The sequence below is a fragment of the Parabacteroides sp. AM17-47 genome (genome assembly GCF_003434625.1).
Lineage (GTDB): Bacteria > Bacteroidota > Bacteroidia > Bacteroidales > Tannerellaceae > Parabacteroides > Parabacteroides distasonis.
Map to the genome: position 1 here is coordinate 226,751 of NZ_QTLI01000003.1, position 24,643 is coordinate 251,393.

The 24,643-nt window shown below is 44.0% G+C and carries 17 protein-coding genes; 8 read left to right on the forward strand and 9 right to left on the reverse strand.

The window, feature by feature from the left end:
- Positions 1-78 precede the first annotated feature (78 nt).
- The 3 genes from DW205_RS03580 to DW205_RS03590 form a co-directional block, all read right to left on the reverse strand.
- Positions 79-546, reverse strand: coding sequence for an Lrp/AsnC family transcriptional regulator (locus tag DW205_RS03580; RefSeq protein WP_005860962.1), 468 nt, complete (start codon positions 544-546; stop codon positions 79-81).
- A gap of 184 nt (positions 547-730) precedes the next feature.
- Positions 731-1,441: an FKBP-type peptidyl-prolyl cis-trans isomerase gene (locus DW205_RS03585; protein WP_005860960.1), complete on the reverse strand. Its 711-nt coding sequence runs from the start codon at positions 1,439-1,441 to the stop codon at positions 731-733.
- Positions 1,442-1,461: 20 nt separating this feature from the next.
- Positions 1,462-2,049 (reverse strand): FKBP-type peptidyl-prolyl cis-trans isomerase, encoded by a 588-nt coding sequence (locus DW205_RS03590; protein WP_005866557.1) that lies wholly within the window; start codon positions 2,047-2,049, stop codon positions 1,462-1,464.
- 161 nt (positions 2,050-2,210) lie between these two features.
- Between DW205_RS03590 and DW205_RS03595 the strand changes: the two genes are divergently transcribed.
- Entirely contained in the window at positions 2,211-2,900 is a 690-nt protein-coding gene (locus tag DW205_RS03595; protein ID WP_005866555.1) for an NAD-dependent deacylase, read from the forward strand.
- Positions 2,901-3,143: 243 nt separating this feature from the next.
- On the opposite strand, the gene DW205_RS03600 is transcribed toward DW205_RS03595, so the two are convergent.
- On the reverse strand, positions 3,144-6,878 hold the full coding sequence (locus DW205_RS03600; protein ID WP_005866547.1) for a DUF6383 domain-containing protein: 3,735 nt from the start codon (positions 6,876-6,878) through the stop codon (positions 3,144-3,146).
- Positions 6,879-7,847: 969 nt separating this feature from the next.
- Positions 7,848-9,092 carry a DNA methyltransferase gene (locus DW205_RS03605; RefSeq protein ID WP_005866545.1) on the reverse strand — a complete coding sequence of 415 codons (1,245 nt, stop codon included), beginning with the start codon at positions 9,090-9,092 and terminating at the stop codon, positions 7,848-7,850.
- A gap of 104 nt (positions 9,093-9,196) precedes the next feature.
- Here DW205_RS03605 and DW205_RS03610 point away from each other — a divergent pair, with 104 nt between their 5' ends.
- Both DW205_RS03610 and DW205_RS03615 read left to right on the forward strand, forming a co-directional pair.
- Positions 9,197-9,490 (forward strand): helix-turn-helix transcriptional regulator, encoded by a 294-nt coding sequence (locus DW205_RS03610; RefSeq protein ID WP_005860945.1) that lies wholly within the window; start codon positions 9,197-9,199, stop codon positions 9,488-9,490.
- The gene (locus DW205_RS03615; RefSeq protein ID WP_005860943.1) at positions 9,480-10,226 is read left to right on the forward strand and encodes an MvaI/BcnI restriction endonuclease family protein; all 747 of its coding nucleotides are present in this window, start codon (positions 9,480-9,482) and stop codon (positions 10,224-10,226) included. Before DW205_RS03610 ends, DW205_RS03615 begins: the two co-directional genes overlap by 11 nt.
- Before the next feature lie 76 nt (positions 10,227-10,302).
- Here the strand turns inward: DW205_RS03615 and DW205_RS03620 are convergent, their stop codons facing one another.
- Entirely contained in the window at positions 10,303-11,262 is a 960-nt protein-coding gene (locus DW205_RS03620; RefSeq protein WP_005866543.1) for a PCMD domain-containing protein, read from the reverse strand.
- A gap of 132 nt (positions 11,263-11,394) precedes the next feature.
- On the opposite strand from DW205_RS03620, the gene DW205_RS03625 reads away from it, so the two are divergent.
- From DW205_RS03625 to DW205_RS03635, 3 genes are all read left to right on the forward strand, one after another.
- Positions 11,395-12,837: a Na+/H+ antiporter NhaC family protein gene (locus tag DW205_RS03625; RefSeq protein ID WP_005866541.1), complete on the forward strand. Its 1,443-nt coding sequence runs from the start codon at positions 11,395-11,397 to the stop codon at positions 12,835-12,837.
- An 83-nt stretch (positions 12,838-12,920) separates the two neighbouring features.
- Positions 12,921-14,387 carry a Na+/H+ antiporter NhaC gene (nhaC, locus tag DW205_RS03630; RefSeq protein ID WP_005866539.1) on the forward strand — a complete coding sequence of 489 codons (1,467 nt, stop codon included), beginning with the start codon at positions 12,921-12,923 and terminating at the stop codon, positions 14,385-14,387.
- Complete coding sequence (locus tag DW205_RS03635; protein WP_005866537.1) at positions 14,356-15,528, forward strand: dicarboxylate/amino acid:cation symporter; 1,173 nt, start codon at positions 14,356-14,358, stop codon at positions 15,526-15,528. Before nhaC ends, DW205_RS03635 begins: the two co-directional genes overlap by 32 nt.
- Here the strand turns inward: DW205_RS03635 and DW205_RS03640 are convergent, their stop codons facing one another.
- Both DW205_RS03640 and DW205_RS03645 read right to left on the reverse strand, forming a co-directional pair.
- Positions 15,529-16,074, reverse strand: coding sequence for a 3'-5' exonuclease (locus tag DW205_RS03640; protein WP_005866535.1), 546 nt, complete (start codon positions 16,072-16,074; stop codon positions 15,529-15,531).
- Positions 16,075-16,154: 80 nt separating this feature from the next.
- Complete coding sequence (locus DW205_RS03645) at positions 16,155-19,388, reverse strand: S41 family peptidase (protein WP_005866533.1); 3,234 nt, start codon at positions 19,386-19,388, stop codon at positions 16,155-16,157.
- A 459-nt stretch (positions 19,389-19,847) separates the two neighbouring features.
- Between DW205_RS03645 and DW205_RS03650 the strand changes: the two genes are divergently transcribed.
- Positions 19,848-20,132, forward strand: a complete 285-nt coding sequence (locus tag DW205_RS03650) for a LysO family transporter (protein ID WP_172718840.1) — start codon at positions 19,848-19,850, stop codon at positions 20,130-20,132.
- Complete coding sequence (locus DW205_RS03655; RefSeq protein WP_005866530.1) at positions 20,122-20,745, forward strand: lysine exporter LysO family protein; 624 nt, start codon at positions 20,122-20,124, stop codon at positions 20,743-20,745. The genes DW205_RS03650 and DW205_RS03655 overlap by 11 nt, the downstream gene beginning before the upstream one ends.
- Before the next feature lie 233 nt (positions 20,746-20,978).
- On the opposite strand, the gene DW205_RS03660 is transcribed toward DW205_RS03655, so the two are convergent.
- Entirely contained in the window at positions 20,979-24,491 is a 3,513-nt protein-coding gene (locus DW205_RS03660) for a DUF6383 domain-containing protein (RefSeq protein WP_005866527.1), read from the reverse strand.
- Positions 24,492-24,643: the final 152 nt, after the last annotated feature.

A 24,643-nucleotide genomic window follows, 5' to 3' on the forward strand; every position in this document is an offset into this window, starting at 1 on the left:
ACAAAGATAGATGATACCGCCGAATAAACAAAAAAGCCCGGCACTGGAATAGGCCGGGCTCATGTATAATTCTTCGTCTTATTCATTGATATTACAGATAGGGATCTCACGTTTAACACTTTGGCGTAAAGAAATCAAGGTCTCTGTAGCCGTAACACCCGGTATCTCTTGAATCTTGGAGTTCAAAAGTTCCATCAAGTGCTCGTTATCACGGGCATACAGCTTGATCAGCATCGTATACGGACCCGTAGTGAAATGGCATTCTACCACTTCGGGTATTTTCTCGAATTCCGGGACAACATCCTTGTACATAGATCCACGCTCCAATTTCACGCCGATATAGGTACATGTATTATACCCCAATATTTTAGGATTGATGTGATACCCTGAGCCAACGATCACATTCATATCAATCATGCGTTGAACCCGTTGATGAATAGCTGCACGAGATACACCGCACTCCTCGGCAACATCTTTAAAAGGAATCCTAGCATTCTTTGAAATAATGTTCAATATCTGCCGGTCCAGTTTGTCTATCTTCTCCATTTTAAATTCGCTTTATTATATGCATTCAGATTTAATGTATCAAAAGTATATAATAAATTTGAATCATATATCATTCTGAAAGAAAAAAGTAATCAATAAATAATAAAAGCGGGCAAAAAATGCTTTTTAGCATAATTTGCCCGCCTATTATCTTACAAACGTTCCGTTTCTATTTCTTCGCTACTTATTCTTTTACGATGTCAAGCAACTCAACCTCGAACTTCAATACGCTGTTCGGTTTGATATCTTGTCCTGCGCCACGTTCGCCATAAGCCAACTCAGCCGGGATCCAGAAGATATATTTAGAACCGACCGGCATGATCTGCAAGCCCTCAGTCCAGCCCTTGATTACTTGGCCAACACCGAACTCAGCCGGCTCGCCACGATCCACGGAGCTATCAAACTTAGTACCGTCCAATAGAGTTCCGGTATAATGAACTTTTACCTTATCGGTAGCGGTCGGCTTCGCGCCTGTACCTTCTTTCTCTACCTTATATTGCAAGCCGCTCTCAGTCGTGATAACGCCTTCTTTTGTCTTATTCTCCGCCAAGAACTTATCGCCCTCTTCTTTTGTCTTCTTAGCCTCGCGAGCCTGAGCCTCTACGAAGTAAGTCTGCAAATATTGTTGAGCCTGTTGCGGATTCATCTTCATCGCAGAAGAATCCCCTTTGATAGCTTGGATAAAACCAGCGATCAAATCATCTACGTTAGCCTCACCACCCGGCAAAGTCTTTAAGTTTTCCTTATAACCGGCACCTGTGCTGATACCAATAGCGTAGCTTGCGCTATCGATAGAAGTCTTCAAGCTCGCGCTTTTGTGAGAATCACCGCAAGAGGTGAAAGATGCGCCCATTGCTACAATCACTGTAGCGACTAATACACTTAACTTTTTCATTTTTCTTTAACTCTTATATATTATTTTTCGATATCTAATAACTCAACGTCGAAGATCAACGTACTATTCGGCTCGATAGCCTCACCTGCCCCACGCTCGCCATAAGCAAGGTTAGACGGGATAAACAATCTCCATTTAGAACCGACCGGCATCAACTGCAAGGCCTCTACCCATCCCGGGATTACCTGTGAAACACCGAATACGGCGGGCTCGCCTCTCTGTACGGAGCTATCAAACACCTGACCGTTGATTAACGTACCGTGATAGTGGCATTTTACCTTATCGTTCGCCGTAGGTTTAGCGCCTGTACCATTCTTCAGCACCTCGTATTGCAAACCGCTAGGCAACTCTACCACACCAGCCTTATGCTTATTGATAGAAAGGAACTCCTCACCGGCTTTCTTATTGATCTCCAGTTTCTCTTGTTGAAGCTTCATGAAGTAATCATTGATCACTTGTTTTGCCTCATCATAACTAAGAGCAGGTTTTGCCTCTGTTAAGACGTCATTCAATCCCTGTACAAAATCTTCCACTTGAAGATCCTTGATGCCTGAGTTCTGGAAATTATTTCCGATACTTAAGCCAAGCGCATAACTTACTTTATCCATTCTTTTTTCTTGTTCAACTAATTATAAGCCACAAAAGTAATGCTTTTAATCGTATAACAGCATTTTGTAAGAACTTTTTATTTCATTCAAAGCTTTTTACGAAATAAAGTCGTAACTTCGTAACTATTAATATATACATCTATACATTAAACAAGTAACAGATGAAAAAGTTAGTCATACTTACCGGAGCGGGAATGAGCGCAGAGAGCGGTATCTCCACTTTCCGTGACTCGGACGGGTTATGGGAGAAATACCGGGTGGAAGATGTCGCCACGCCGGAAGGCTTCGCCGCCAACCCTAAATTGGTTCTCGACTTCTACAACCAGCGCAGAAGAGAGCTATTGAATACGAAACCTAACGCCGGTCACCTCGGCCTTGCCGCCTTGGAGAAAGATTTCGACGTACGGATCATTACCCAGAATATCGATAACTTACATGAACGCGCAGGTAGCAGCCACGTGATCCATCTGCATGGAGAGTTGATGAAGGCATGCTCCGTAAGGGATCTGGACACGACCTACAATCTATCGCCGGAGAACCCGGATATTCATCTGGGCGACAAGGACCCTCACGGAAATCAGCTACGTCCTTTCGTCGTATGGTTTGGAGAGGCGGTACCCATGATAGAGCCTTCCATCAAGCTGGTGGAAGATTGTGATATCTTCGTGATTATCGGTACCTCCTTAAACGTCTACCCTGCTGCCGGATTACTAAACTACGTGCGCCGGGGCCAACCGATCTACTTGATCGACCCGAAAGATGTACGTACTTATCGCAACGATATCGAGCATATACAGGCCGGGGCCTCGGAAGGGGTCAAGAGGCTGACGGAGTTGCTTACGCAGAATTAAACAATTCATACACTCATTAGGTCTGACGAAGGCAAGTATAAACACGAAGTCCTTGGCATGCGAACACATTGCCAAGGACTTGTCTTTTTATCCGCTTCCATCCTCACGGAAGTACTTACGGATGAACTTTAATTTATTACTTTAGTATTAATATTAATCCAATTCCCGCCTGTTCATCCGTCACGGATTACTTGGATCGATACCCGCACGGGAATCGTATGATTATCTTATTTCGTTTATTTCTTATTTCACGATTGCCTTTACAGCCTCCTCACCATCAACAGCTACGGCTACGATACCGGCAGGTACAGCGATTGTAGCGTTATCGGAGGTAAGAACAGTCTCAGCGACAACCTTACCTAAGATATTCGTGATAACGATAGACTTACCGGCTGCGCCTTGAACGGTTACAGTACCGTTGCCGGCTACGATAGATACGCCTTCAGCGTTAGCGCCTTCGATAGATGTTACCATATCCTCAGCATCAGTCTTCTGATATGCGTTGAAGATCAAGGCACCGTCAGAACCAGTCTTAGCTGCGCTGAACTCTGAATCACCACGAGTTAATACCAAGCAACCGTTCTGCATCTTCAACCATGCGGCATATTGAGGAGCTATGGAACCGGCCTTAACTTCCTTGTAACCTGCAGTAGCCTTACCTTTATTACCCGTAACAGCAGCGTCAGCAGTCTCGGAATAAATGTTAGACTCGAACATGAACTCATTGTTCTCACCCTCTTTACCATCCTCGTAAGCTTGAGCGGCCTTATCCGGATTTACGTAACGGAATGACCAAGTTACGTTCTTATGGTTGTCGCCTCGCAAGTTTACAATATATGTCTCGTTGATCTTAGCTTTCTCATAAGCTTTGATAATTGTCTCAACATTCAACTCTTCCGGTTTCATGTTAGCGAAATCATTCACCAAGATGAACAAACTGTCGCCTGCGTGGATAGCCTTTACGAAACCAACGCGAGTATAACCACCGTCAATATCCATATACGGAGTCTTGTATTCCTTGCCTTTAATAAGGGCAGAGTCACCGAAACTTACCAAATACTTACCGTAGTTGAAGCCTTGGCTAGCAGGAGTAGCATGTGAGCATTTATCTGCCTCTACAGGATTTCCGGCGTTGTCGAAATGATTATGAGCATATGTACAAGGAACACCCGGAGTACCGGCTTGATCCTGACGAGCTACAGACACCAAATATTGAGGCTTGATATTGCCAGCGCCACGGTTTACCCAAGCGGTATCAACGATGAACGCCAATTTACCATCAGCTTTCTCCTTATTCCAGATACCAGCGTAATCAACCTTCTTATCTGTCAAGTTCTTATTCCACTCATCCATCAAGTATTCCTTACGGATCTTTTCTACGAAGAATAAGCTGTCAGCTGTCTCGCTCTCTTCCAACTCGGCGTTGTCGAAACGACGATACAATGGAGAGTTGTCAACCTCTACCGCAAAAGCGGAAGTACGGATCTCATTGTCAGTGCCATCATCGAACTTATCATTCAACTTTCCTTCCGTCAAATCCAACGTGTTATCATCCACAGAAACCTTGACAGTAGCATAATCCGTTGATTTGTGTTTTTGTTCAGCAACTGAAGTTAATTCAATCTCGTCAAATATGACTTTACTTTCATCTTCATTCAACGTATACACATAAGCCTTCTTGATCTCGCTGTTGTCCTTAATTAAACGATAGCCATCCTTGTCGTAAAGAAGCGTATTTTCTTCGTCTTTCACTTTAGCAAGCTCCTTACCATCGATCTTACCTTCCTTAACCTCTTTACCTAAATAATCAGAAGTGAAGAATGAGCCCTCACCAACTGCATGCGTACGCTCCACAGCCTTCACTAACGCATAGTAATGCTTGCCATTATCGCAATTGTTCTCTTTCAAGAAGAACAAAGTAGGCTCGGATTTCATCATATACTTTTTAGCGTCAGAGTCATAAGAGATATAATGTCCCTTGCCATCAGATACATAGTAAGCGTTTCTTACCAAGCCATTCTCATAGCCATATTTGTCATCCTTGACTTTCAAGATCAAACGGAAATTGGACTTGCCATCATTCTCGTCTACACGTACGATAGAGTCCTTGCCTGCCGGGGTGTATAAATATTTGTCTAATGACAAGCCATGCAAGTAATTAAATGTATAGGTCTGCACCATAGCCTCGTTAGCGGTTACGTACTTATAACCCAACTTCGTATCCTTGACTAATTCGTCCGCTACCTTCGTGAAGGTCAATGTATCGGGCATTGTTCCATTGAAATAAAAGACATCACCGCTACCTTCCACCGCATAGAATTGGGTTGAAGTCTTAGGCAAAACACTTTCAGCAGACGCATCAGCTCCCCAATCATTGAACTCTCGGTTCTTGATCGTGACCGCAGACGTAGTAGAAACTCCATTCTTTTTAACCACCCATTGAGCAGCCGGCATATGATTGAAATCTTGTCTCTTAGCCTGATCAGCCCAGCCGAAATCACCAGCAAGGTTAGCCAACGCATAAGTACCGTTTTGGGCGAACTTCGGATTTCCTGCCTTAGCCTTAAACTGGACCGTATAAACACCATCGGGGATTGTAGTCGGTTTCAAACCTGTGAAACTCGTACCGATAGTAATCTTTACGTTTTGAGTTACCACACCTGTTTTTTCTTTTTCCGTCTCATCCGTATTCAATGACAATACATTTACACTGGCTAGACTAGCCATATAAATATACTTGTCGTTTACTACGTTTTCAGCGGATTGCCATTTCGCATTATCAAAGCTGTCCTTTATTCTTTTAGCATAAGCGGCATCTGTCTCATCCTCTCTGCGAGGCACTTGGTGCATAGCGTCCTTCACTTGGACATAAAGCTTGTCATCTACTGCATTATAAGTAAACTTATACTTATAAGAGCCTTGCAAACGTCCGTTCTTTAGAGTTGTATATGTAACTGATTCACCCTCCACGGTACCCGTAATAGATTTCGTATCCTTTAAAGAGCCATCGTCGTTTTTAGGCCCATAGGCATCATACGTATAAGTAAGCAAGGAACCATCTGTTTCCGTACCGCCATAATAAGTGGTATCAACAACAACATACAACTGCGCATCATCTTTTTTCTGGTCTTTAGCCTGTAAAAGTACATAGCCTTCAGTAGCGTCTTCCGCAACAAGGTCGGTCGCCGTCAAATGATTTTTCTTTCCAGAAGTAACCTCCGGAGTCATATTCAAACGGAAAGAGTTTTCAACTGCCGATTGCAACAAGGTATTTAAATCCTTTGCTCCTAATTCTAACTCCTGCGGAATATTACCTTGGTTCAATCCGATAGATAATACAGATGTTCCCGTTAAAGAAGTACTTGATCCCTTAACCAAGATCATCTTGCCATCAGACGATCTGGTCGCCAGATAAACATATTTATTACCATCCACATAAGAAACCAAAGTTTTGCCGCTGCCGTCAAGATCTTTCACTACCCACTCCGTAGCGCTACCCCCTAAAGTGGCTACGGCCGCCTCCTCAACTTTCTTAGCGGTTTTAGCCGCATCTACCGTTTCACCGTCTTCTTGCATAACAGCCTCTGCCGCCAAAGAAGGATCTACAGCGAAAGTCAAGCCTGTATTCTTGTTCACAAAAGAATAAACCGTTTGACCTAAAACGGTCTTCTTCTCCGAAACTGTCCAAGTAGCCTTGTTTAAGTTCTCCAATGTAAACTGAGAAGTCCCAGTCTCCTTTGTAATATAACCGAAGGTCGTTCCTTTTGTGATACCTAAGAACTTCGCCTCAGAACCGTTTTGAAACAAAACGGCCTCCCCTTTTTTAGGCGTTATCGTCGCATTAGGATCCGGAGTTTCTTCCGCAGCCATTGTAGCTTGCGGAGCAACTGGAGTTCCGACATACGCCGCTACCGTACCTACAGAGAAAGCAGATACAAGCATGGCGCTAGCCAAAAACGTTGTAAATTTCTTGTTCATAAATCGAAAATTTAATATTAATAATAGTGTTAATTAAATATCATTCAAGACCTTAACAAATCGTCGCTATTTAAAAACGACTAGTCTAAACGATCGTCTAAATCTTGCGTTTTTTGAGCGTCGAAACGGGAGGTTTGTTGAAGGAACCGCTTGTTTCGTGAAGGATAACCTATCCTATTGATAAGAAAGAGAATAAGTGATAAAAAAATAGCTCGGAAGGGTTGCAAGTATCGAAGAAATGCGTACCTTTGCAAATGACTAAAAGAATCGATCGTTTAAACTAGTCGTTTCTATCCCATAAAAAATTCTCAAATATCAACGTATTTAACTACACATTAATGTACGAGCGTACATTAAAAGAACAATTCATTTCTACTTTCAATTATCTATTTATATTTTACTTCCAATACAGACTATTTCCCGCGAATCTCCCTGTCAGTAAAACAGCATTCATACAATCCTTTTGACTGAAATAAAGCGCATATCGTGACATAGGCTATTCGTAAAAGAGGCAAGATAATGAGAAAAAGGAGGTTGTAAGCGGCGTTTTATGCGGCAAAGTACTACTTTTTACACACGAGTATCGACAAAAGCCTACACTATCGGTCGTGTTTGGCAACGCCAATAGTGCCGTTAGGCATCGTGAATAGTCAAGAATAGGGTCGTGAACTATCAAGAATAACCATCATAACCCTGTCACTTCCCTATCGTAACCCATTGAGATAGGTTTTTCATCCCATAAAATAGGAATTAGGATGAGCTAGTTTCGCTAGAACAAAAGAGCATCTTTTGATATCCAACTATCCAACAAGCGATTAAATATATTTTAACTCAAATTTAAGAGTAGACTGTACATTCCCCCGCAATAATCGATTCTACGGGCGTTAAGATTACAAACTGTCAAAAAGAAAGAACTCGACACTAGGAGCCATTGGCTATCAATTCAGTCAAATAAAACAGCCTCTTTCCTTATTTCTTCTCCAATATGACTATATATTCATTGCACATCGTACTAACCTTCTTCCCTGCCACATTAGTAGGACTTGTTTTGGAAGGCATCCTTTTGTTAGGTATTTCTCTAACAATAGTATCGATATGTGTAAAACCATTCTTCTCAAACATTTCAGCAGTAAAGTAATCTAATGGAATTTGAACCCCCTTAACCGTTCTGTTCCCTACGACATAACAAACGACTCCACCACTCTTTATTACAGACGCGACATTCTTTATAGAACAACTATAATCATTAAGAAACGAGACCACTTCCAAATTTCTCTTTGGGTCAATGCTCTTTATTTCGTCCAGTTCAGATTTAATGCTTTTAGTCTCAAAAAGTTCCTCTTTCTGAACTCGTCCCCCCATTAGGAGATTATCTAGTGTTTTAGCATTTTCAAAATTGAACCATTCATTTGCCCACCTTGAAAATTGTCCATAAGCAACGGTTGTTCTACTATCGCCATAAGGCGGAGAGGTTACAACCATATCAACACTATTCGGCTGTATTATATCGGAAGGGATTTCTATAGTACTATTAAAGTCATAGATACCTATATTACATGGATATTTTATACTATTAAACTCCTCAAGTCCATTTATATTTCTTATAACCTTTTCTTCAAACAATCGAAAGACATCCGGTTTGAAGTCTTTAATTTTCTCTTCCTTCATCCTAAACCGCTTAAATTCTCCATTCCTCGTAAACGACACCTCTCTAACAGTCTCGGAAAGAGGAACTTTAAAGAAATCAGCGAAATCTAAAGCCACACATTCATTAATTACTTGATAAATATAAGAAAGGCGCAAAAGGCTATCTCTGGAATACCAATAAGTATAATTAGAAATATTATCGAAATTCTTATTCTTGACCTTATCTTCAGAATACTCAAAGAACAAGGCTTGCATCATTGAAAAAGTATCTCTGATACAAGATAAATCATAATGGGTTGTTTTTACATGGCTCATCAATCTAGCCAATGGATTAAGGTCTGTTCCTATCGCATTTATACCTTTTATAGAAGCCTCAACTAACGATGTACCGCTTCCCATATATGGATCAAAAAGTAGCTCAACTCCATCCTCTGGCCTATATTCCTCTATTAGAGCTCTTGCTACTTGGGGAATCATCATCGCAGGATACGCATGATAGCAATGAGTAAATTCTTTGGTATCGGCATCCTTAAAGCTCCACCTATTATCAATCGTTCTTTTGTACATACCTTCCTTACTTATATTATGTGAGTGCAAATATACTCATTTGCTCACATATTGTGAGTACATAAGCATATATAAAACTATATTTTTGGGCAAAAATAACAATAATGATTAGAAAGACCGAGTATCAACTTGAAATCATCCTTAAGATAAAGGAGCTAAGAGAGGCCAACAATGTTAGCCAAAAAGAGTTGTCGAATCTCCTCGAAGTGGCTCCGGGCTTAATCGGGAGTATAGAAAGCCCTAAATTTCCACATAAGTACACCCTTAGTCAGATCTATAAAATATGCCACTATTTCAACATTACCATAGAACAGCTATTCATATCAGAGGAAGATTTTTCCAAAGATAGAGATATTATTGACTTACTCATATTTAATATAATACGTTATGGAGAATAAGGATTTTATTATTTCAAAGTTCAAAGAGGTTAAATCCTTGGAATATGTTCCAAGCAATAGAGCCAACAATACTGGGATTGGAAAAACATTTGAAGATTACATCGGAGTTGTCGAGAACAATTTAGACGAGCCCGATTTAGCTGGATTCGAAATAAAATCTCATCGCGGCGCTTCATGCTCTTACGTTACCCTATTCACTAAAAGCCCCTCATTTCCCAAACGTGCGAATGCTTATTTAAAAGATAAATTTGGAACACCTTATGAAGATGCACCATCTATAAATAGCTTGCATACGTCTATGTTTGCAAATAGCTATAACACATATATGAAGAAATATTCTTTTAAACTCCTAAACAACCCTGTCGCCAAGACAATATTAATAGGAGTATTTGACTTAAATACAAAAGAGCTGTTAGATTGTAGCGTAGGTTACACCTATCAAGACATTCAAAAAGCACTAACAAAGAAGCTAAAGAACTTATTATATGTAACTGCCCAAACAAAAAAAGAAGGAGGTAAGGAACTCTTCTACTTCAATAAAGCCGATATATATACAGAGCCATCATTTGAGCGTTTTATATCACTCTTAACCGATGGGAAGATAATGTATGATATAAGAATCGGGAGCTATAAATCTGGCCCCAAATATGGTATGCCGCACGATCATGGGAGTGGATTCAGAATATTAGAGGCTAATATCAGACTATTATATTCTGATCACGAAACCATAGAATAAAACAAGCTACGCTTCATTTGTTGGCTTCTGTATCAAGACCGGAGACAAATACCATAGGGTTTCAACGATAATAGGCTCAATATCCCAACCGGATATTATCTACCCAAAAGGTATTTCCCGGAGACCCTATGTATGAGCCTCCGTGACTGGAACAGAACTCTAAGATCATATGGGTTACCTCATCGTCCTCCGTTCCCCAGCCGATTTCTTGGACAGGGACGTTCTTACCTTTGCTGTTTAAACTATAACGAGCGGACTCTCCGAGTTGAAACCCCATATATTCTTTATAATCGCTACGTTTCGTGATATCGCCGTATAAGATCGTGAAATTGGCATCGTTTACCCAATCCGTATTTTTATCCATCCGGATTACCAGCGTACCGATACGCTTAGCATATATGTTCCCGTCCTTATCTTCCCAACGCTTCTGAAGAAAGAGATTCACCAAAGGCATATCAATGCCATTTACCTCCGATCTCTTGCTAAAACCGCTCAATTTAATACGATTGGGATCACCGGAGAGTTTCACCTTATAATCGAATAACAAGGACGTAGGTTTTTGGTGAAACGGGATACCGCAAACGATCTGTCCCCACGTCTCCGAAGAATTCTTCGCCGGTTCCAGAAAACGGCCGAGATAGAGGCATCCCCCGACCAACACCTTCACGTTCATGATACCCATCGCCGAGATCGATTCTATCCCCGTCTCCAGCCGTGCGCAATACCCCTCATCCCGTCTTTCGGGGTAGACACTGACGCTAGCTTTCGTAATCCCGCTCACCCTAGCCATCACGTTAGAACTGCCCCAAGGCGAAGCTTTCGACTCAAAAGGTCTATTTCCGATAATCGTATCCGTAGGGCCAACGCAGTAAAGTGTCTTCGTCTCCTTCCCGATAATAGCCGATTCCGTGATCTTACGTACCACCCACTGATCCAGATCGCCATAACGGATCACTTCCGTCTTTCGCTGGGCATATAGCGCCATACTCATCCCCAAAAAGACAAATAAATAGCCTAACCGATTATTTACTACCATAAGTTACCCTCCTATCCAAATCCTTTTTTATTTTTGCAGCGAAATTAATTAGAATCGATAACACAAGGCAAGTCCGTATAAAGAATTTATTCGGATTATCCATGATAAATAACAAACGACGTGAATAAACCCATGGCAGAAAAGCCCCGGACACCCTCCATCGCGATCTCTTTACTACCCGTAGTGACATTAGTCATCATGCTGGCCGTAGCCATCTATATTTTCCGGGGCGATTCCCTTGGAGGAGCCAGCCAAATCGTATTATTGATAGCCACCTCGATCTGCTCTTTGATCGCCGTCTTTCATTGCAAGATCAAGTGGGAAGATATCGAGGGGCAAATCGCCCGTAACATCTATGGGATCGCACCGTCCGTCATCATCCTTTTATTGATCGGAACCCTATCGGGCAGTTGGATGGTAAGCGGGATCGTGCCGACCTTGATCTATTACGGGTTGCAAGTCATGCAAACGGATTTCTTCCTCGTGGCCTGTTGCCTGCTATGCAGTATCGTATCGGTTATGACGGGTAGCTCGTGGACTACCATCGCCACCATCGGGATCGCCTTGATCGGGATTGGCGAGGCGCAAGGCTTCAGTACGGGGTGGGTAGCCGGAGCGATTATATCGGGCGCTTATTTCGGGGATAAGATGTCGCCGTTATCAGACACTACGGTATTGGCGGCCTCCGTAACGGACACGCCCCTTTTCACGCATATCCGGTATATGCTTTATACGACCGTTCCCTCTATGATCGTCACACTGATCGTATTCAGCATCGCCGGATTCTCGAGGGAGACAGCGGACGCGTCCCAGATAGCCGCTTTCTCCGAAGCCTTGAAAGGCTCGTTCCATATCACGCCTTGGCTTATGATCGTACCGATCGTTACCGGAATCATGATCGCCAAGAAGACACCTTCGATCGTAGTGCTTTTCGCCTCTTCCATACTCGCCGGAATATTCGCCTTGATCTTCCAGCCAAACGCCTTATTGGAGATTTCCGGGATCACGGATAGCGGAATTATCGCCTATATCAAAGGCCTGCTGATGACTTTCTATGACAGCACGCAGATACAGACCGGCAACGAGGCCCTGAACTCTCTAGTCTCTACCCGGGGAATGGCCGGGATGATGAACACGATTTGGCTGATCATTTGCGCCATGTGTTTCGGCGGGGCCATGTCCGCTAGCGGCATGCTGGAAAGCATCACACGTATCTTCTTGCATTTCATGCGAGGCCGTACCAGCATGGTCGCCTCTACCGTCGTGTCCGGATTATCCTTGAACATCTGCACGGCGGACCAGTTTATCGCCATCATCCTGAACAGCGAAATGTTTAAAGAAGTATATAAGCAACGTGGATTCGAGAGCCGCCTGCTTAGCCGGACAACGGAAGACTCCGTCACCGTCACCTCCGTGCTGATCCCGTGGACGACTTGCGGCATGACGCAATCTACAATCCTCGGCGTATCTACTTGGACTTATTTCCCTTATTGCGTCTTTAATATCGTCAGCCCGTTTATGAGCATTCTTATAGCGGCAACCGGTTATAAGATCGTCCAAAAGACTGTGAAATAAGGAAATCAATCTATAATTCATAGCGTTATTCAAGGTATTTTTAGTATTTTCGCACCATCATTATTTAAGCGACTGAATGAACAATGGAAAATCATCTTAAGAAGATGCCCTCCCCTCTACTTTCACTAGTGCCTATCCTCGTGCTGGTAGCTCTTTTGTTTGTAACCATACGCACTTTTGGCAGCGACGCGTTGAGCGGCGGAAGCCAAGTCGTATTACTTACCACCACGGCGGTCGCCTCCCTTTTGGCCATGATCTTCTGCAAAGTCAAATGGCGTGATATAGAAGAGGCGATATGTAAAAACATATTGGGAGTGGCCACGGCTATAATTATCCTATTGTTGATTGGCGCCTTATCCGGTAGCTGGATGATCAGCGGTATCGTCCCGACCTTGATTTATTACGGGATGCAAATCATCCATCCGAGTTTCTTCCTTGCCTCTTGTTGCGTGATCTGCGCTGTCGTATCCGTTATGACCGGTAGCTCGTGGACTACCATCGCCACGATCGGTATCGCCTTGATGGGTATCGGTGAGGCACAGGGCTTCGCTACGGGGTGGGTAGCCGGGGCGATCATCTCGGGCGCTTATTTCGGGGATAAGATCTCACCGCTTTCGGACACGACGGTATTAGCCTCTTCCGTAACGCATACCCCTTTGTTCTCCCATATCCGGTATATGATGCTTACGACAATACCGTCTATGGTGATCACGTTGATTATCTTTACCATAGCGGGTTTTACGCATACCTCGAACGCATCCGGGCAAATAGCCGAGTTCGCCGCCTCGTTGAACGAAAGTTTTAATATCTCACTCTGGCTACTGATCGTACCGGTGGTAACGGGTATATTAATCGCCAAGAAAGTACCGTCTTTGATCACCTTGTTTATCTCGACAGCGATGGCGGGGGGGCTCGCGATCTTTTTCCAGCCTCATTTATTGCAAGAGGTAGCGGGAGCGTCGGTAGCGGATGCCTCCTCCCTGTTTAAGGGATTATTCATGACATTCTACGGGAGTACCCAAATCGATACGGGCAACGAGGCCTTGAACAGCTTGGTCGCCACCCGGGGTATGGCGGGTATGATGAATACGATCTGGCTGATCATCTGCGCCATGTGCTTCGGTGGTTCCATGACGGCCAGCGGTATGCTGGAAAGCCTTACGTCCGTATTCCTGCGCTTTATGAAACGGAGGGTCGGCATGGTGGCGTCTACCGTATTCTCTGGTTTATTCTTGAATATCGTTACGGCCGATCAATACATATCTATTATCCTTACCGGAAATATGTTCAAGGATATCTACAAGAAAAAAGGATATGAGAGTCGCCTGTTAAGCCGTACGACGGAAGATTCCGTAACCGTAACGTCCGTGCTGGTACCGTGGAACACCTGCGGCATGACGCAAGCCACGATATTAGGCGTAGCGACCCTGACGTATCTTCCTTATTGCTTCTTTAACCTGATCAGTCCGTTGATGAGTATTACGATGGCCGCCATTGGCTTCAAAATAAAGCAACACCATGAAGAAGATCAGAGTATCATTGTTAACTAAAGTCGTTATCGCTATCGCCGCCGGCGTATTGTTCGGCCAGTTTTTACCGGGAGGAATCGCACGTATCTTTGTAACCTTCAATTCATTGTTCGGCAACTTCCTATCGTTCTCCATCCCTCTAATCATATTGGGGCTGGTGACTCCCGCTATCGGAGATCTGGGTAAAGGAGCCGGAAAGCTATTGTTGATAACCGCCTTGATCGCTTACGGTTCAACAGTCTTCTCGGGTTTCTTCACGTTCCTGAGCGGATCGGCTATATTCCCGCACATACTACCGACCAACACGGAATTGACGGCGATGGAGAATCCGGAAGATTTCATGCTGACACCTTACTTCGTGGTAAATATGCCGCCTTTAATGGATGTCATGACAGCCTTGCTGCTATCCTTTACGATTGGCCTAGGGCTTTCTAATATAGCGGGAACCACCCTGCGTGACTCTTTCACGGATTTCAAGGAAATTATCATTAAGCTAATCGAGGTGGTTATCATCCCGTTATTACCGCTCCATATTTTCGGTATCTTCCTGAACATGACCGTGAGCGGACAAGTCATGAGTATTATCACGATGTTCCTTAAGGTTATCATAGTCATCTTTGTCTTACATGTATTATTGTTATTGATCCAATTCACGATAGCCGGAGCCATAGCCGGGAAGAATCCGCTCCGCCTCTTGAAGAATATGTTACCGGCCTACGCTACGGCTCTGGGGACCCAATCCTCCGCCGCCACGATTCCCGTGACACTGGCGCAGGCTGTCAAGAATGGCGTACGGGAGAATATAGCGATCTTTACCGTACCGCTTTGCGCAACGATCCATCTGGCAGGTAGCACCATGAAAATCGTAGCTTGCGCTATGGCTATCATGATCATGGCGGGAGAACCGGTTACCTTCTCCAACTTCAGCGGATTTATCATGATGCTGGGAATTACGATGGTAGCGGCTCCGGGGGTTCCGGGAGGGGCTATTATGGCCGCTTTGGGTATCTTGCAAAGTATGCTGGGATTCAATGAGACACTGCAAGCGTTGATGATCGCCCTTTATATTGCCATGGATAGTTTTGGCACCGCTTGCAACGTGACGGGAGATGGCGCTATCGCTGTCGTGGTGGATAAAATAGCCGGGAAAAACACCCCATAGTTACCTAGAGTAACAGGAAGCCATAAGTGCCTCCAAGGTATCGACCTCTTTTTCCCGCATCATCGTAAGGGCGATATGAGCACAGGCGTAAGCGTCGGCCATGGCGTTATGATGTCGGGTAAGGTCGTAACCGCAGTGGGCGGCTACTGTCTGCAACTGATGATTTACCAGAAATGGGTACATCTTCCGGGAGAGACGGCAAGTGCAATAGAAGGGATATTTCGGATAGGCTAAGTCATACACCTCGTGGGCGGCTTTCAGGCATCCCTCATCAAACGGACTGTTATGGGCAACAAGGGGGAGATCCTTTAGTTTCGGGGCGATGCTTTCCCAAGCCTCCTCGAAACATAACGCGTCATTCGTATCCTCAGCAGTCAATCCATGTATGGCCGTAGTCCAACGGGTATAGAAATTAGGGGTAGGACGTACCAAGGTATAAATGCTATCTACTACCCAGTCATCCTCCAATATGGCGATACCTATACTGCAAATACTGCTCCGCTTTCCATTAGCGGTCTCAAAGTCAATGGCTGCGAATCGTTCCATAGATAGATTACTAGTTTTTAATCCGTTTACTATTTATTTGTAGAGACGGGGCGTGCCCCGTCTCTACAAATAACCTCTCATTATTTATGGCTCCAGTCCCTTGGTGCGGGGACAGGGGCTAGCGGTTTGCGTTCTTTTAATTGTTTCATGACTTCCTCGATAGCACGGTCTAACTGTTGATCCTCACCGTTCCATTCCTTGATGGGGTCGTTATCGATCAAGATATCCGGATCCACACCATGGTTCTCGATAATCCAGTTACCCGTCTTCGGATCATAGCTCGTGAAGAAAGGCACACGGATATCCGTACCGTCCATATAAGGAAGCGGGCCGCTAATACCGATGATACCTCCCCAAGTACGGGTTCCAATCAATTTACCTAAGCCAAGCGCACGGAAGCCCCACGGGAACAAATCGCCATCGGAAGCGGAATACTTATTGATCAAGCAAACTTTCGGGCCGACCTGTACGGCATCCGGCACGGTCCCGATCAAAGAAGAACCCCGGCGCATCGTCAAACGATACGGCTCACGAGACAGACGTTCCAGAATCATCGGGGAGACATTTCCACCGCCATTCGCACGATCATCGATAATCAAACCCTCCTTATCCAATTGCGGATAGAAATAGCGGGAGAACTCATTCAAGCCTTCCGGCCCCATATCCGGGATATAGATATAACCGACCTTACCGTTCGTCGCCTTATCCACCTTCTTGATATTATCTTGGATCCAATTATAATGATACAAAGAATACTCTTCCGCCAACGGACTGACTACGATCTTACGAGCGCCCGCCAACTGAGGCTTGCTATTCAAAGACAACTCGGTCGGAACGTTCGCCTTTCCGATCAACAACTTATACATATCGTTCACGCTATTCGTAGGTACTCCGTCTATAGCGACGATATACTCTCCGGCCTTCGCCTCAACACCCGGCTCTGTCAATGGAGAACGTAATTCCTTACTCCAAGAAGCCCCCGGCAGGATCTTTTCCAAGCGGAAGAAACCACTCTTATCCCGAGAAACCTCAGCACCTAGCAGACCCATCGATACCCGTTTAGGACTTTCCACCTCACCGGGGTTCACATAAGCATGCCCTACTCCCAGCTCGCCGATCATCTCGCCAATAATATAATTCAAGTCCAAACGTGTTTTCACGTAAGGAAGAAGGGCGGCGTATTTCTCCTTGATCGCCTTCCAATCCTTGCCATGCATATTCTCCAGATAGAAACCATCCCGGAAAGCACGCCAAGCCTCATCGAAGATTTGCGCCCATTCCTTCGTATAGTCTACCGTGATCTTCATATTCGCCAGATTAACCGGCTTGCTTAAATCCGCTTTACCCTTCGGTATATCGGTTACGAATAGTTGATCGTCCTTAAAGAAAACAGCTTTCTTGCCAGCCGGATCAACCATCATAGCGGCATCGCTAACGGTTTCCTCTTTCTGTTTCTTCAAGTCAAACATCTTCATGCCGCCTTTCGTGAAATAATACACGTTCGTTCCATCGGAATAAAGATCGTAGTAATTCGATCCCGGCAAGGGGAGCTTAACGATTCGATCCGTGATACCCTCTATATCAATCTTTACGACCGGAGTAGAAGCCTCATTCTTTGTCTCGTCCTTTTTAGAGGCATCCGCTTTCGCTGGGGTAGATTCAATGGCGACCTCCGCATCCGTTTCCATAAACGGGGAAGCGGTATCCTTAGACAATAACGCCAGATATACGCCACCCATATTATTATACACATGATTCCATTCCGTTTGGCTATACGTAGGATTGAAATCACGGGCGGAAGTGAATACCAGATATTTGCCATCCGTACTGAATACCGGAGAATAAGACTCGTACCATTTATCGGTCACGGGATATTCTTTCTTACCCGCGATATCGTAGACATAGACGATCGAGAAATTATTATCGGACACACGGGAATAAGTCAACCAATTATTATCCGGAGAGAAACTTACGTTGCGGGCTTCACCTAACAGACTTTGTGAGATAGTTGTTAGCTGTTTGTTAGATACGTCCAAAAGATTGATCCGATTCTTACGATCCGTATAGACAATCTTCTTGGAATCCGGACTCCACTGGAAAGTACGGATATACGTATCGTTATTCTTGGTCAACTGGGTAGGCTCGCCCCCCTCGGAATCTTGGAGATACAGCTCGGTCTCGCCGGTAGCGTCGGAGATATAGGCTATATGTTTTCCGTCCGGAGACCATTGAGCGTCACGTTCGTGCGCTCCCGGAGTACGGGTGATATTTTTCGTAACCCCTTTATCTACCGGGATATTGAATACCTCGCCACGAGCCGTCACCACCATACGCTCACCTTTTGGGGAGAGGCTGGCACTCGTGATATATTTGGAGCCATCCTTGATCTCGCTACGTGCGTAGACATTATCGGAGGCGAGGGTTACGTTCACTTTCTCCGGTTCCTTCGACGCCGCATCCATTTTATAGATATAGCCTCCATTCTCGAAAACGATCGTATTCCCGAAGCTGCTAGGGAATTTCACGTCGTACTCGGTGAAGTTCGTCACCTTACTTGTTTGTTTTGTCTTCGTATTGTAAACGAACAAGTTCATCGTGTAATCCCGATCCGAAAGGAAATAGATCTCATCACCAATCCACATCGGAAAGATATCTTGCGCCTCATTGTTCGTAATATTCTCTACACTTTTCTTCTCCGAATTATACACCCAGATATCATCGGCCATACCGCCCTTATAGTATTTCCATGTACGGAACTCACGCATTACCCGGTTGTAAGCCAATTGTTTTCCGTCGGGCGAATAGCTACAAAAGCCGCCCTCGGGCAAGGGAACCACCTCGGAAAGGCCACCTTCTTTATTTACCGTATATAACTTACCGGAGAACCCATCGCTGATGCGGTTGCGGTAAACAATACCATTACCGTCCGGTGTCCAAGTCATCACGATATTGTTCGGGCCCATGCGATCGCCCAGATCATCACGGCTATTCGTAGCCGTGTAAGTGATACGCAATGGCTCACCGCCGGAAGAGGGCATCGTGTACACTTCCGTATTACCGTCGTACTGTCCCGTAAAAGCGATCGTCTTACCATCCGGGGAGAAACGGGGAAACATCTCATACCCCACATACGATGTCAATCGCTGTGCCTCACCACCTGTAGCCGGGACCTTATATAAATCGCCAGCGTACGAGAATACAATCTCTGAACCATTTGTAGCCGGAAAGCGCATTAATCTCGCCTCATCCGCCGCCATCAACAACGTAGGGATAGCGACAGCCGCCAATGCTGTTAAAATCATTCTTTTCCTCATAACCAATCTTTTCTTTTAATCATATCTGTTCTATCCGTTTTTAGTTGGCCCAATAGCGGGTAGGACCTCAAATGTACATAAAAAGATCCAAAATCCAAGTCAAGTCCCTTATATATCCGATCCTAGAAAAAGTTTTAGAATCTCTAATTTATTACTACCTTTGCGCCGGAAATCAAACAATGATACAAATAAGATGAACAAGAAGCTTCTGAACAACTCAAAAAGATGGTATACCCGAGCTTTCTCGGGTAACACGATCGTGCATGTTCATTGGTTCAGCGGTTTTGTCTAAATCCATTCATACTCTTCTTGAGAGGACTTCTTTTTATAGTTCTCTTCTTACACCTACATCTAGGTCTTAATTGCACTCAAGTTTAACTTCTGCGGAAAAGAGGGAGTATTCGTATGCTTCGTTTCCGGGGAAAGGATGTCTTGCGCATCTCAAAATACAATATGCTTATGTTTATCATTCTAGGTCTATTAGGTCTGGGGATAAGCGTCGGTTATTTATGCCGACACGTCCCCGCTTTCAAGGGATTGGAACATTCCATCTCTTATACGATTTTCGCGATGTTGTTCATATTTGGTATTACCATAGGAGCCAACCAATCTTTGCTGAATAATATTGGTGAGTTTGGAATACAAGCTGCCATACTAGCTATTTGCGGAGTATTGGGAAGTCTGGTAGCATCTTTTATCGCTTATAAATTATTTATCAAGAAAGGAGGTCTCAATGAAAAATAACCTAATCGTTATCTTATGTTTCACAGCGGGAATCTTTTGCGGAACCTTCGCCAACACGACTATCTCCACGTATTGCGAAAAACTACCGCAATTCTTGCTATACGCTCTCGTTATCCAAGTAGGATTGAACCTGGGAGCAAACGCCGAATTAGGAAAGATGGTAAAGGATATCCGGTTTTCCAGTTTGCTACTGCCGTTCTTTACGATCATCGGCACGTTAGTATTCTCTGCGGCGGCGAGTTTGTTATTGACCTCGTGGAATATATATGATTGTATGGCTGTAGGAAGCGGATTCGCTTATTATTCCTTATCCTCCTTGCTTATCGTACAACTGAAAGAGGCGTCGGCAGGGATAGAAATCGCTTCGCAACTCGGGGCTATCGCATTATTGGCTAATATCATCCGGGAAATGTTAGCTTTATTCGGGGCACCGTTGTATGCCTCTTTCTTTGGTAAATTCGCTCCGGTATCCGTGGCGGGGATTAATTCCATGGATGTCTGCCTTCCGGTTATCAGCCGGTATTCCGGAAAGAGCATCGTACCTGTGGCTATTATCCACGGGATTATCCTCGAGATCAGCGTGCCGTTGCTTATCTCGCTCTTTTGCAAGTAGAAGCAGGATTTATCCTCAACACCCGCTATAAACACTAAAGAGGATGCGTACATTATATCGACGCATCCTCTTGTTCCTTTATCCGTACTTCCTCCTCACGGAGGTACTTACGGACCTCTTAATTTATTACTTTAGTATTAATATTAATCCAACTCCCGCCTGTTCATCCGTCACGGATTACTTGGATCGATACCCGCACGGGAATTGTATGATTATCTTATTTTGTTAAATTCTTATTTAACGATAGCCTTAACAGCTTCCTCACCATCAACAGCCACAGCTACGATACCGGCAGGAACAGAGATTGTAGCGTTATCGGAGGTAAGAACGGTCTCAGCGATTACCTTACCCAAGATATTCGTGATAACTACAGACTTACCAGCTGCGCCTTGAACGGTTACGGTACCGTTACCGGCTACGATAGAGATGCCTTCAGTGGCGATCTCGTCATTAGAAGTAACGAACTGATCCTCTTCTGTCATACGTTGAACATTGAAAACCAACGCTCCATCACCACCAGTTTTCGTAGAAGAGAATGTAGCGGCCTTATCTGTTAATACCAAGCAACCATTATGCATCTTCAACCATGCGGCAGCGTCTATCGGAGCGATCGCACGATCCTTGTCACCCTTAACCGTACGATAAGTCTCATTTGCGGCATAAACATTAGACTCAATCAAGAAAGAGTTATCATTACCTTCCTCGGCCACGTTACCTGCCTTATCCGGGTTTACATAACGGAACGACCAAGTAACATTCTTATGGTTATCACCCGCCAAGTTCACAATGAAACGTTCCAAACCTGCCTTTTTGTAATTAGCGATGATCGCTGCCGTATCCAAATCAGCCGGGGCCATTTTCTCGAAGCCATTCGTCAATACATACAAGCTGTCGCCCATGTGGATCGCCTCAACAAAGCCAACGCGAGTGTAAGCGCTATTGACGCTACCGCTTGTGCTCAACATATACGGATTAGCGGAAGCCTTACGATCGATCACGATCTGTGCAGAATCGGAGAAGTTAACCAGATACTTACCATAGTGATAGCCAGCGTTAGCCGGAGTAGCATGACCACAATGAGCAGCATCTACTAATTTACCATTATTGTCGTAGTGGTTGTGAGCGTATGTACAAGGAACACCCGGAGTACCCGGTACATCTACGTGAGCCGTAGATATTAAATATTGAGGCTTGATGTTACCTGCACCACGATTTACCCAAGCTGTATCGATATGGAAGAACAATTTTCCATCAGCCTTACCTTGATTCCAGATACCGGCGTAGTTAACCACCTTATCTTGCAAGTTCTTATTCCACTCATCCATCAAATACTCACCACGTACGCTCTCTACAAATGCCAAGCTATCGCAAGCATCTGTATTGCTTTCGCCCAGAGCCGTGTTGTTGAAACGACGATACAATGGAGAGTCATCTGTTACGACCGCAAAGGCAGAAGTACGGATCTCACGGTTCAAACCATTTTCAAACTTGTCATCTGTAGAACCTTGCGTCAAGTTCAAGGAGTTATCATCAACAGAAACTTTCTTACCGTTTTGAGCGGCGTTAGAGTTATAGTAAGAAGAATTAAGGCCATTCGTAAAGCTAATCTCTGCCAATTCGATAATGCCAGTAGTGCTATTAGCCTTATAAGCATAAGCTTTCTCTATATTACTATTATCTTCTACTAAATACTTTCCATCCTTATCGAACAATGGGGAAGAGCTATTTACTGTCAATGTAGGAACTATAACCTTTGCACCATTTACTTCAACTTGATCAGTATTCTTGAGACCCGCATACTTCGGCTCATAAAATGCATTAGCTGCATTAACGTTATAATATCTGATATTAGCCTCTACCAACGCATAGTAATGCTTGCCATCAATGCAATTGTTCTCTTTCAAGAAGAATGGTTGAGGAGTAGAACCTATTTCATATTTCTTGCTACTTTCGCTATAAGTTAGATAACCACCGTTTTTCTCAATATAGTAAACATTTCTTACCAAGCTGTCACCTACACCGTAGTGATCATCCTTAGCGACGATTCGCAAGCGGAAGTTAGCCTTCTCACCATTCTCGTCAACGCGAACCGCAGATTCATCAACATTCAAATATTTATCCAATGCCAAACCATGCAAATAGTTGAACACATAAGTCTGGACTTTAGCGGAATCCTCGGATACATAGCGATAACCTAACTTCAAGTCTTTAGCCAAGCTATCCTCTACTTTTGTTACACTAAGCGTATCAGCGACAGTCCCATTGTAGAAGAATACGTCATCGCTACCATCAACAGCGTACAACTGAACAGTCTTATTATTCAACGCTACTGCGCTCTCTGAAAGCTCAGGGAACTCACGGTTCTTAACCGTAACAGGAGCCGTAGAAGAAGTTCCATTCTTCACAATTGCCCATTGAGCAGCCGGCATATGCTTGAACTCTTGGTTAACAGCTTGTTCAGCCCAACCAAATTCACCAGCCAAGTTAGCCAACGCATAAAGACCATTCTGACCTCTCTTGGTGTTACCACCCGTAGTTTTGTATTTGATCAAATAAACACCATCAGCCAAAGTTGTCGGTTTCAAACCAGAGAAGTTCGTACCGATCTTGATAGTAACATTTTGATCGCTAATGCTCGGAGTTTGGTTGTAGCGAACTGTCAATACTCTCTTCCCGGCCAAATCAGGAACATAAACATATTGTCCTGTACCGGCGGTATAAACATCGACAAGACTTGTATTTAAAGCAGATGTCGGCGTAACATCCGATGCCGGCCATTTAGCACCATTGACCTTCGCAAGCTCAGCTTTATATTGATCATCCGTAGTACCATCCTTCTTTATAATCTGATAGGCTACATTATAAACTTGAACAAGAAGTTTGTCATTCTTCGCATCGTACGTAAACTTAAATTCGTAAGAACCTTTATCACGACCTTTCGCATCCATCTCGTCATAAGCGAACTTGACAAACTTATCGGACTCAGTTCCCGTATAATAAGCGGTATCTACTACAACATATTGCTTCTTATCGTCTACCTTCTTCCCGGTATACAACTTTACATAGCCGTTCTGAACACCTGTCTCAGCTTCTAGCTTGGTATCCGTAAGATGATTAGCCTCACCTGTAGATACGGTAGGAGTCATTGTCAAGCCAAAGGAGCCTTCTTTAGATACAGATTTCAGCAATGTATTCAAGGCAGTTTTATCCAAAGGAACACTTGCAGGAAAATCATTCACGTTAATATCTAAAGCTAACGCACCAGCATGCGAAGAATTAGATGCCTTATCTTTGGCTAAATAGAAAGAGCTTCCATTTTGAGCAATATAGACAACAGAGTCTGACTTAAAGTAAGAAACCAATGCTCCGTTCTCTACAATCCACTCATTAGCGCTACCGCCTAAAGTTAAAACTGAAGAAGTAGCAGGAGCTGTCTTTACAGCAAGAGCAGGATCAAAAGACAAAGGCAAGCCAGTAGCCTTATTCTCTAATGAATAAATAGTCTTTCCTAAAGAAGTCTTCATTGCGGAAATTTTCCACGTAGCAGGATTCAAGTTATCCAAGGAAGAGAGAGTAGAGACAGTCCCAACTTGGCCGAACTGAGCGGCAGTAGTTGTCTGGGTAGCTACAGATAAATAAGCTGAGCCTCCTTTCAACAATACTTGATCTCCTACCTTCACAGCCCCCGCAGAAAAAGCAGTCGCTAACATAGCACTAGCTAAAAGCGTAGTAATCTTTTTGTTCATAAATTCAAAATTTAATATTAATAATAGTGTTAATTAAAGTCCATCCCGTCGTTTAGCACCCTTGTTTTACCCAAAAACGACTAGTCTAAACGATCGTTTAGATCTTGCGTTTTTTAGACGCTTGAGCGGGAGGTTCGTTGAAGGAATCGCTT

Excerpts from the sequence above, each read along its gene's own strand:
- nhaC (WP_005866539.1), top strand. The coding sequence starts at position 12,921 with ATGGAAAATCATCTTAAGAAGATGCCCTCCCCTCTACTTTCACTAGTG.
- DW205_RS03595 (WP_005866555.1), top strand. The coding sequence starts at position 2,211 with ATGAAAAAGTTAGTCATACTTACCGGAGCGGGAATGAGCGCAGAGAGC.
- DW205_RS03620 (WP_005866543.1), bottom strand. The coding sequence starts at position 11,262 with ATGGTAGTAAATAATCGGTTAGGCTATTTATTTGTCTTTTTGGGGATG.
- DW205_RS03660 (WP_005866527.1), bottom strand. The coding sequence starts at position 24,491 with ATGAACAAAAAGATTACTACGCTTTTAGCTAGTGCTATGTTAGCGACT.
- DW205_RS03615 (WP_005860943.1), top strand. The coding sequence starts at position 9,480 with ATGGAGAATAAGGATTTTATTATTTCAAAGTTCAAAGAGGTTAAATCC.
- DW205_RS03610 (WP_005860945.1), top strand. The coding sequence starts at position 9,197 with ATGATTAGAAAGACCGAGTATCAACTTGAAATCATCCTTAAGATAAAG.
- DW205_RS03590 (WP_005866557.1), bottom strand. The coding sequence starts at position 2,049 with ATGGATAAAGTAAGTTATGCGCTTGGCTTAAGTATCGGAAATAATTTC.
- DW205_RS03650 (WP_172718840.1), top strand. The coding sequence starts at position 19,848 with ATGTTTATCATTCTAGGTCTATTAGGTCTGGGGATAAGCGTCGGTTAT.
- DW205_RS03645 (WP_005866533.1), bottom strand. The coding sequence starts at position 19,388 with ATGAGGAAAAGAATGATTTTAACAGCATTGGCGGCTGTCGCTATCCCT.
- DW205_RS03640 (WP_005866535.1), bottom strand. The coding sequence starts at position 16,074 with ATGGAACGATTCGCAGCCATTGACTTTGAGACCGCTAATGGAAAGCGG.
- DW205_RS03600 (WP_005866547.1), bottom strand. The coding sequence starts at position 6,878 with ATGAACAAGAAATTTACAACGTTTTTGGCTAGCGCCATGCTTGTATCT.
- DW205_RS03625 (WP_005866541.1), top strand. The coding sequence starts at position 11,395 with ATGGCAGAAAAGCCCCGGACACCCTCCATCGCGATCTCTTTACTACCC.
- DW205_RS03635 (WP_005866537.1), top strand. The coding sequence starts at position 14,356 with ATGAAGAAGATCAGAGTATCATTGTTAACTAAAGTCGTTATCGCTATC.
- DW205_RS03580 (WP_005860962.1), bottom strand. The coding sequence starts at position 546 with ATGGAGAAGATAGACAAACTGGACCGGCAGATATTGAACATTATTTCA.
- DW205_RS03605 (WP_005866545.1), bottom strand. The coding sequence starts at position 9,092 with ATGTACAAAAGAACGATTGATAATAGGTGGAGCTTTAAGGATGCCGAT.
- DW205_RS03655 (WP_005866530.1), top strand. The coding sequence starts at position 20,122 with ATGAAAAATAACCTAATCGTTATCTTATGTTTCACAGCGGGAATCTTT.
- DW205_RS03585 (WP_005860960.1), bottom strand. The coding sequence starts at position 1,441 with ATGAAAAAGTTAAGTGTATTAGTCGCTACAGTGATTGTAGCAATGGGC.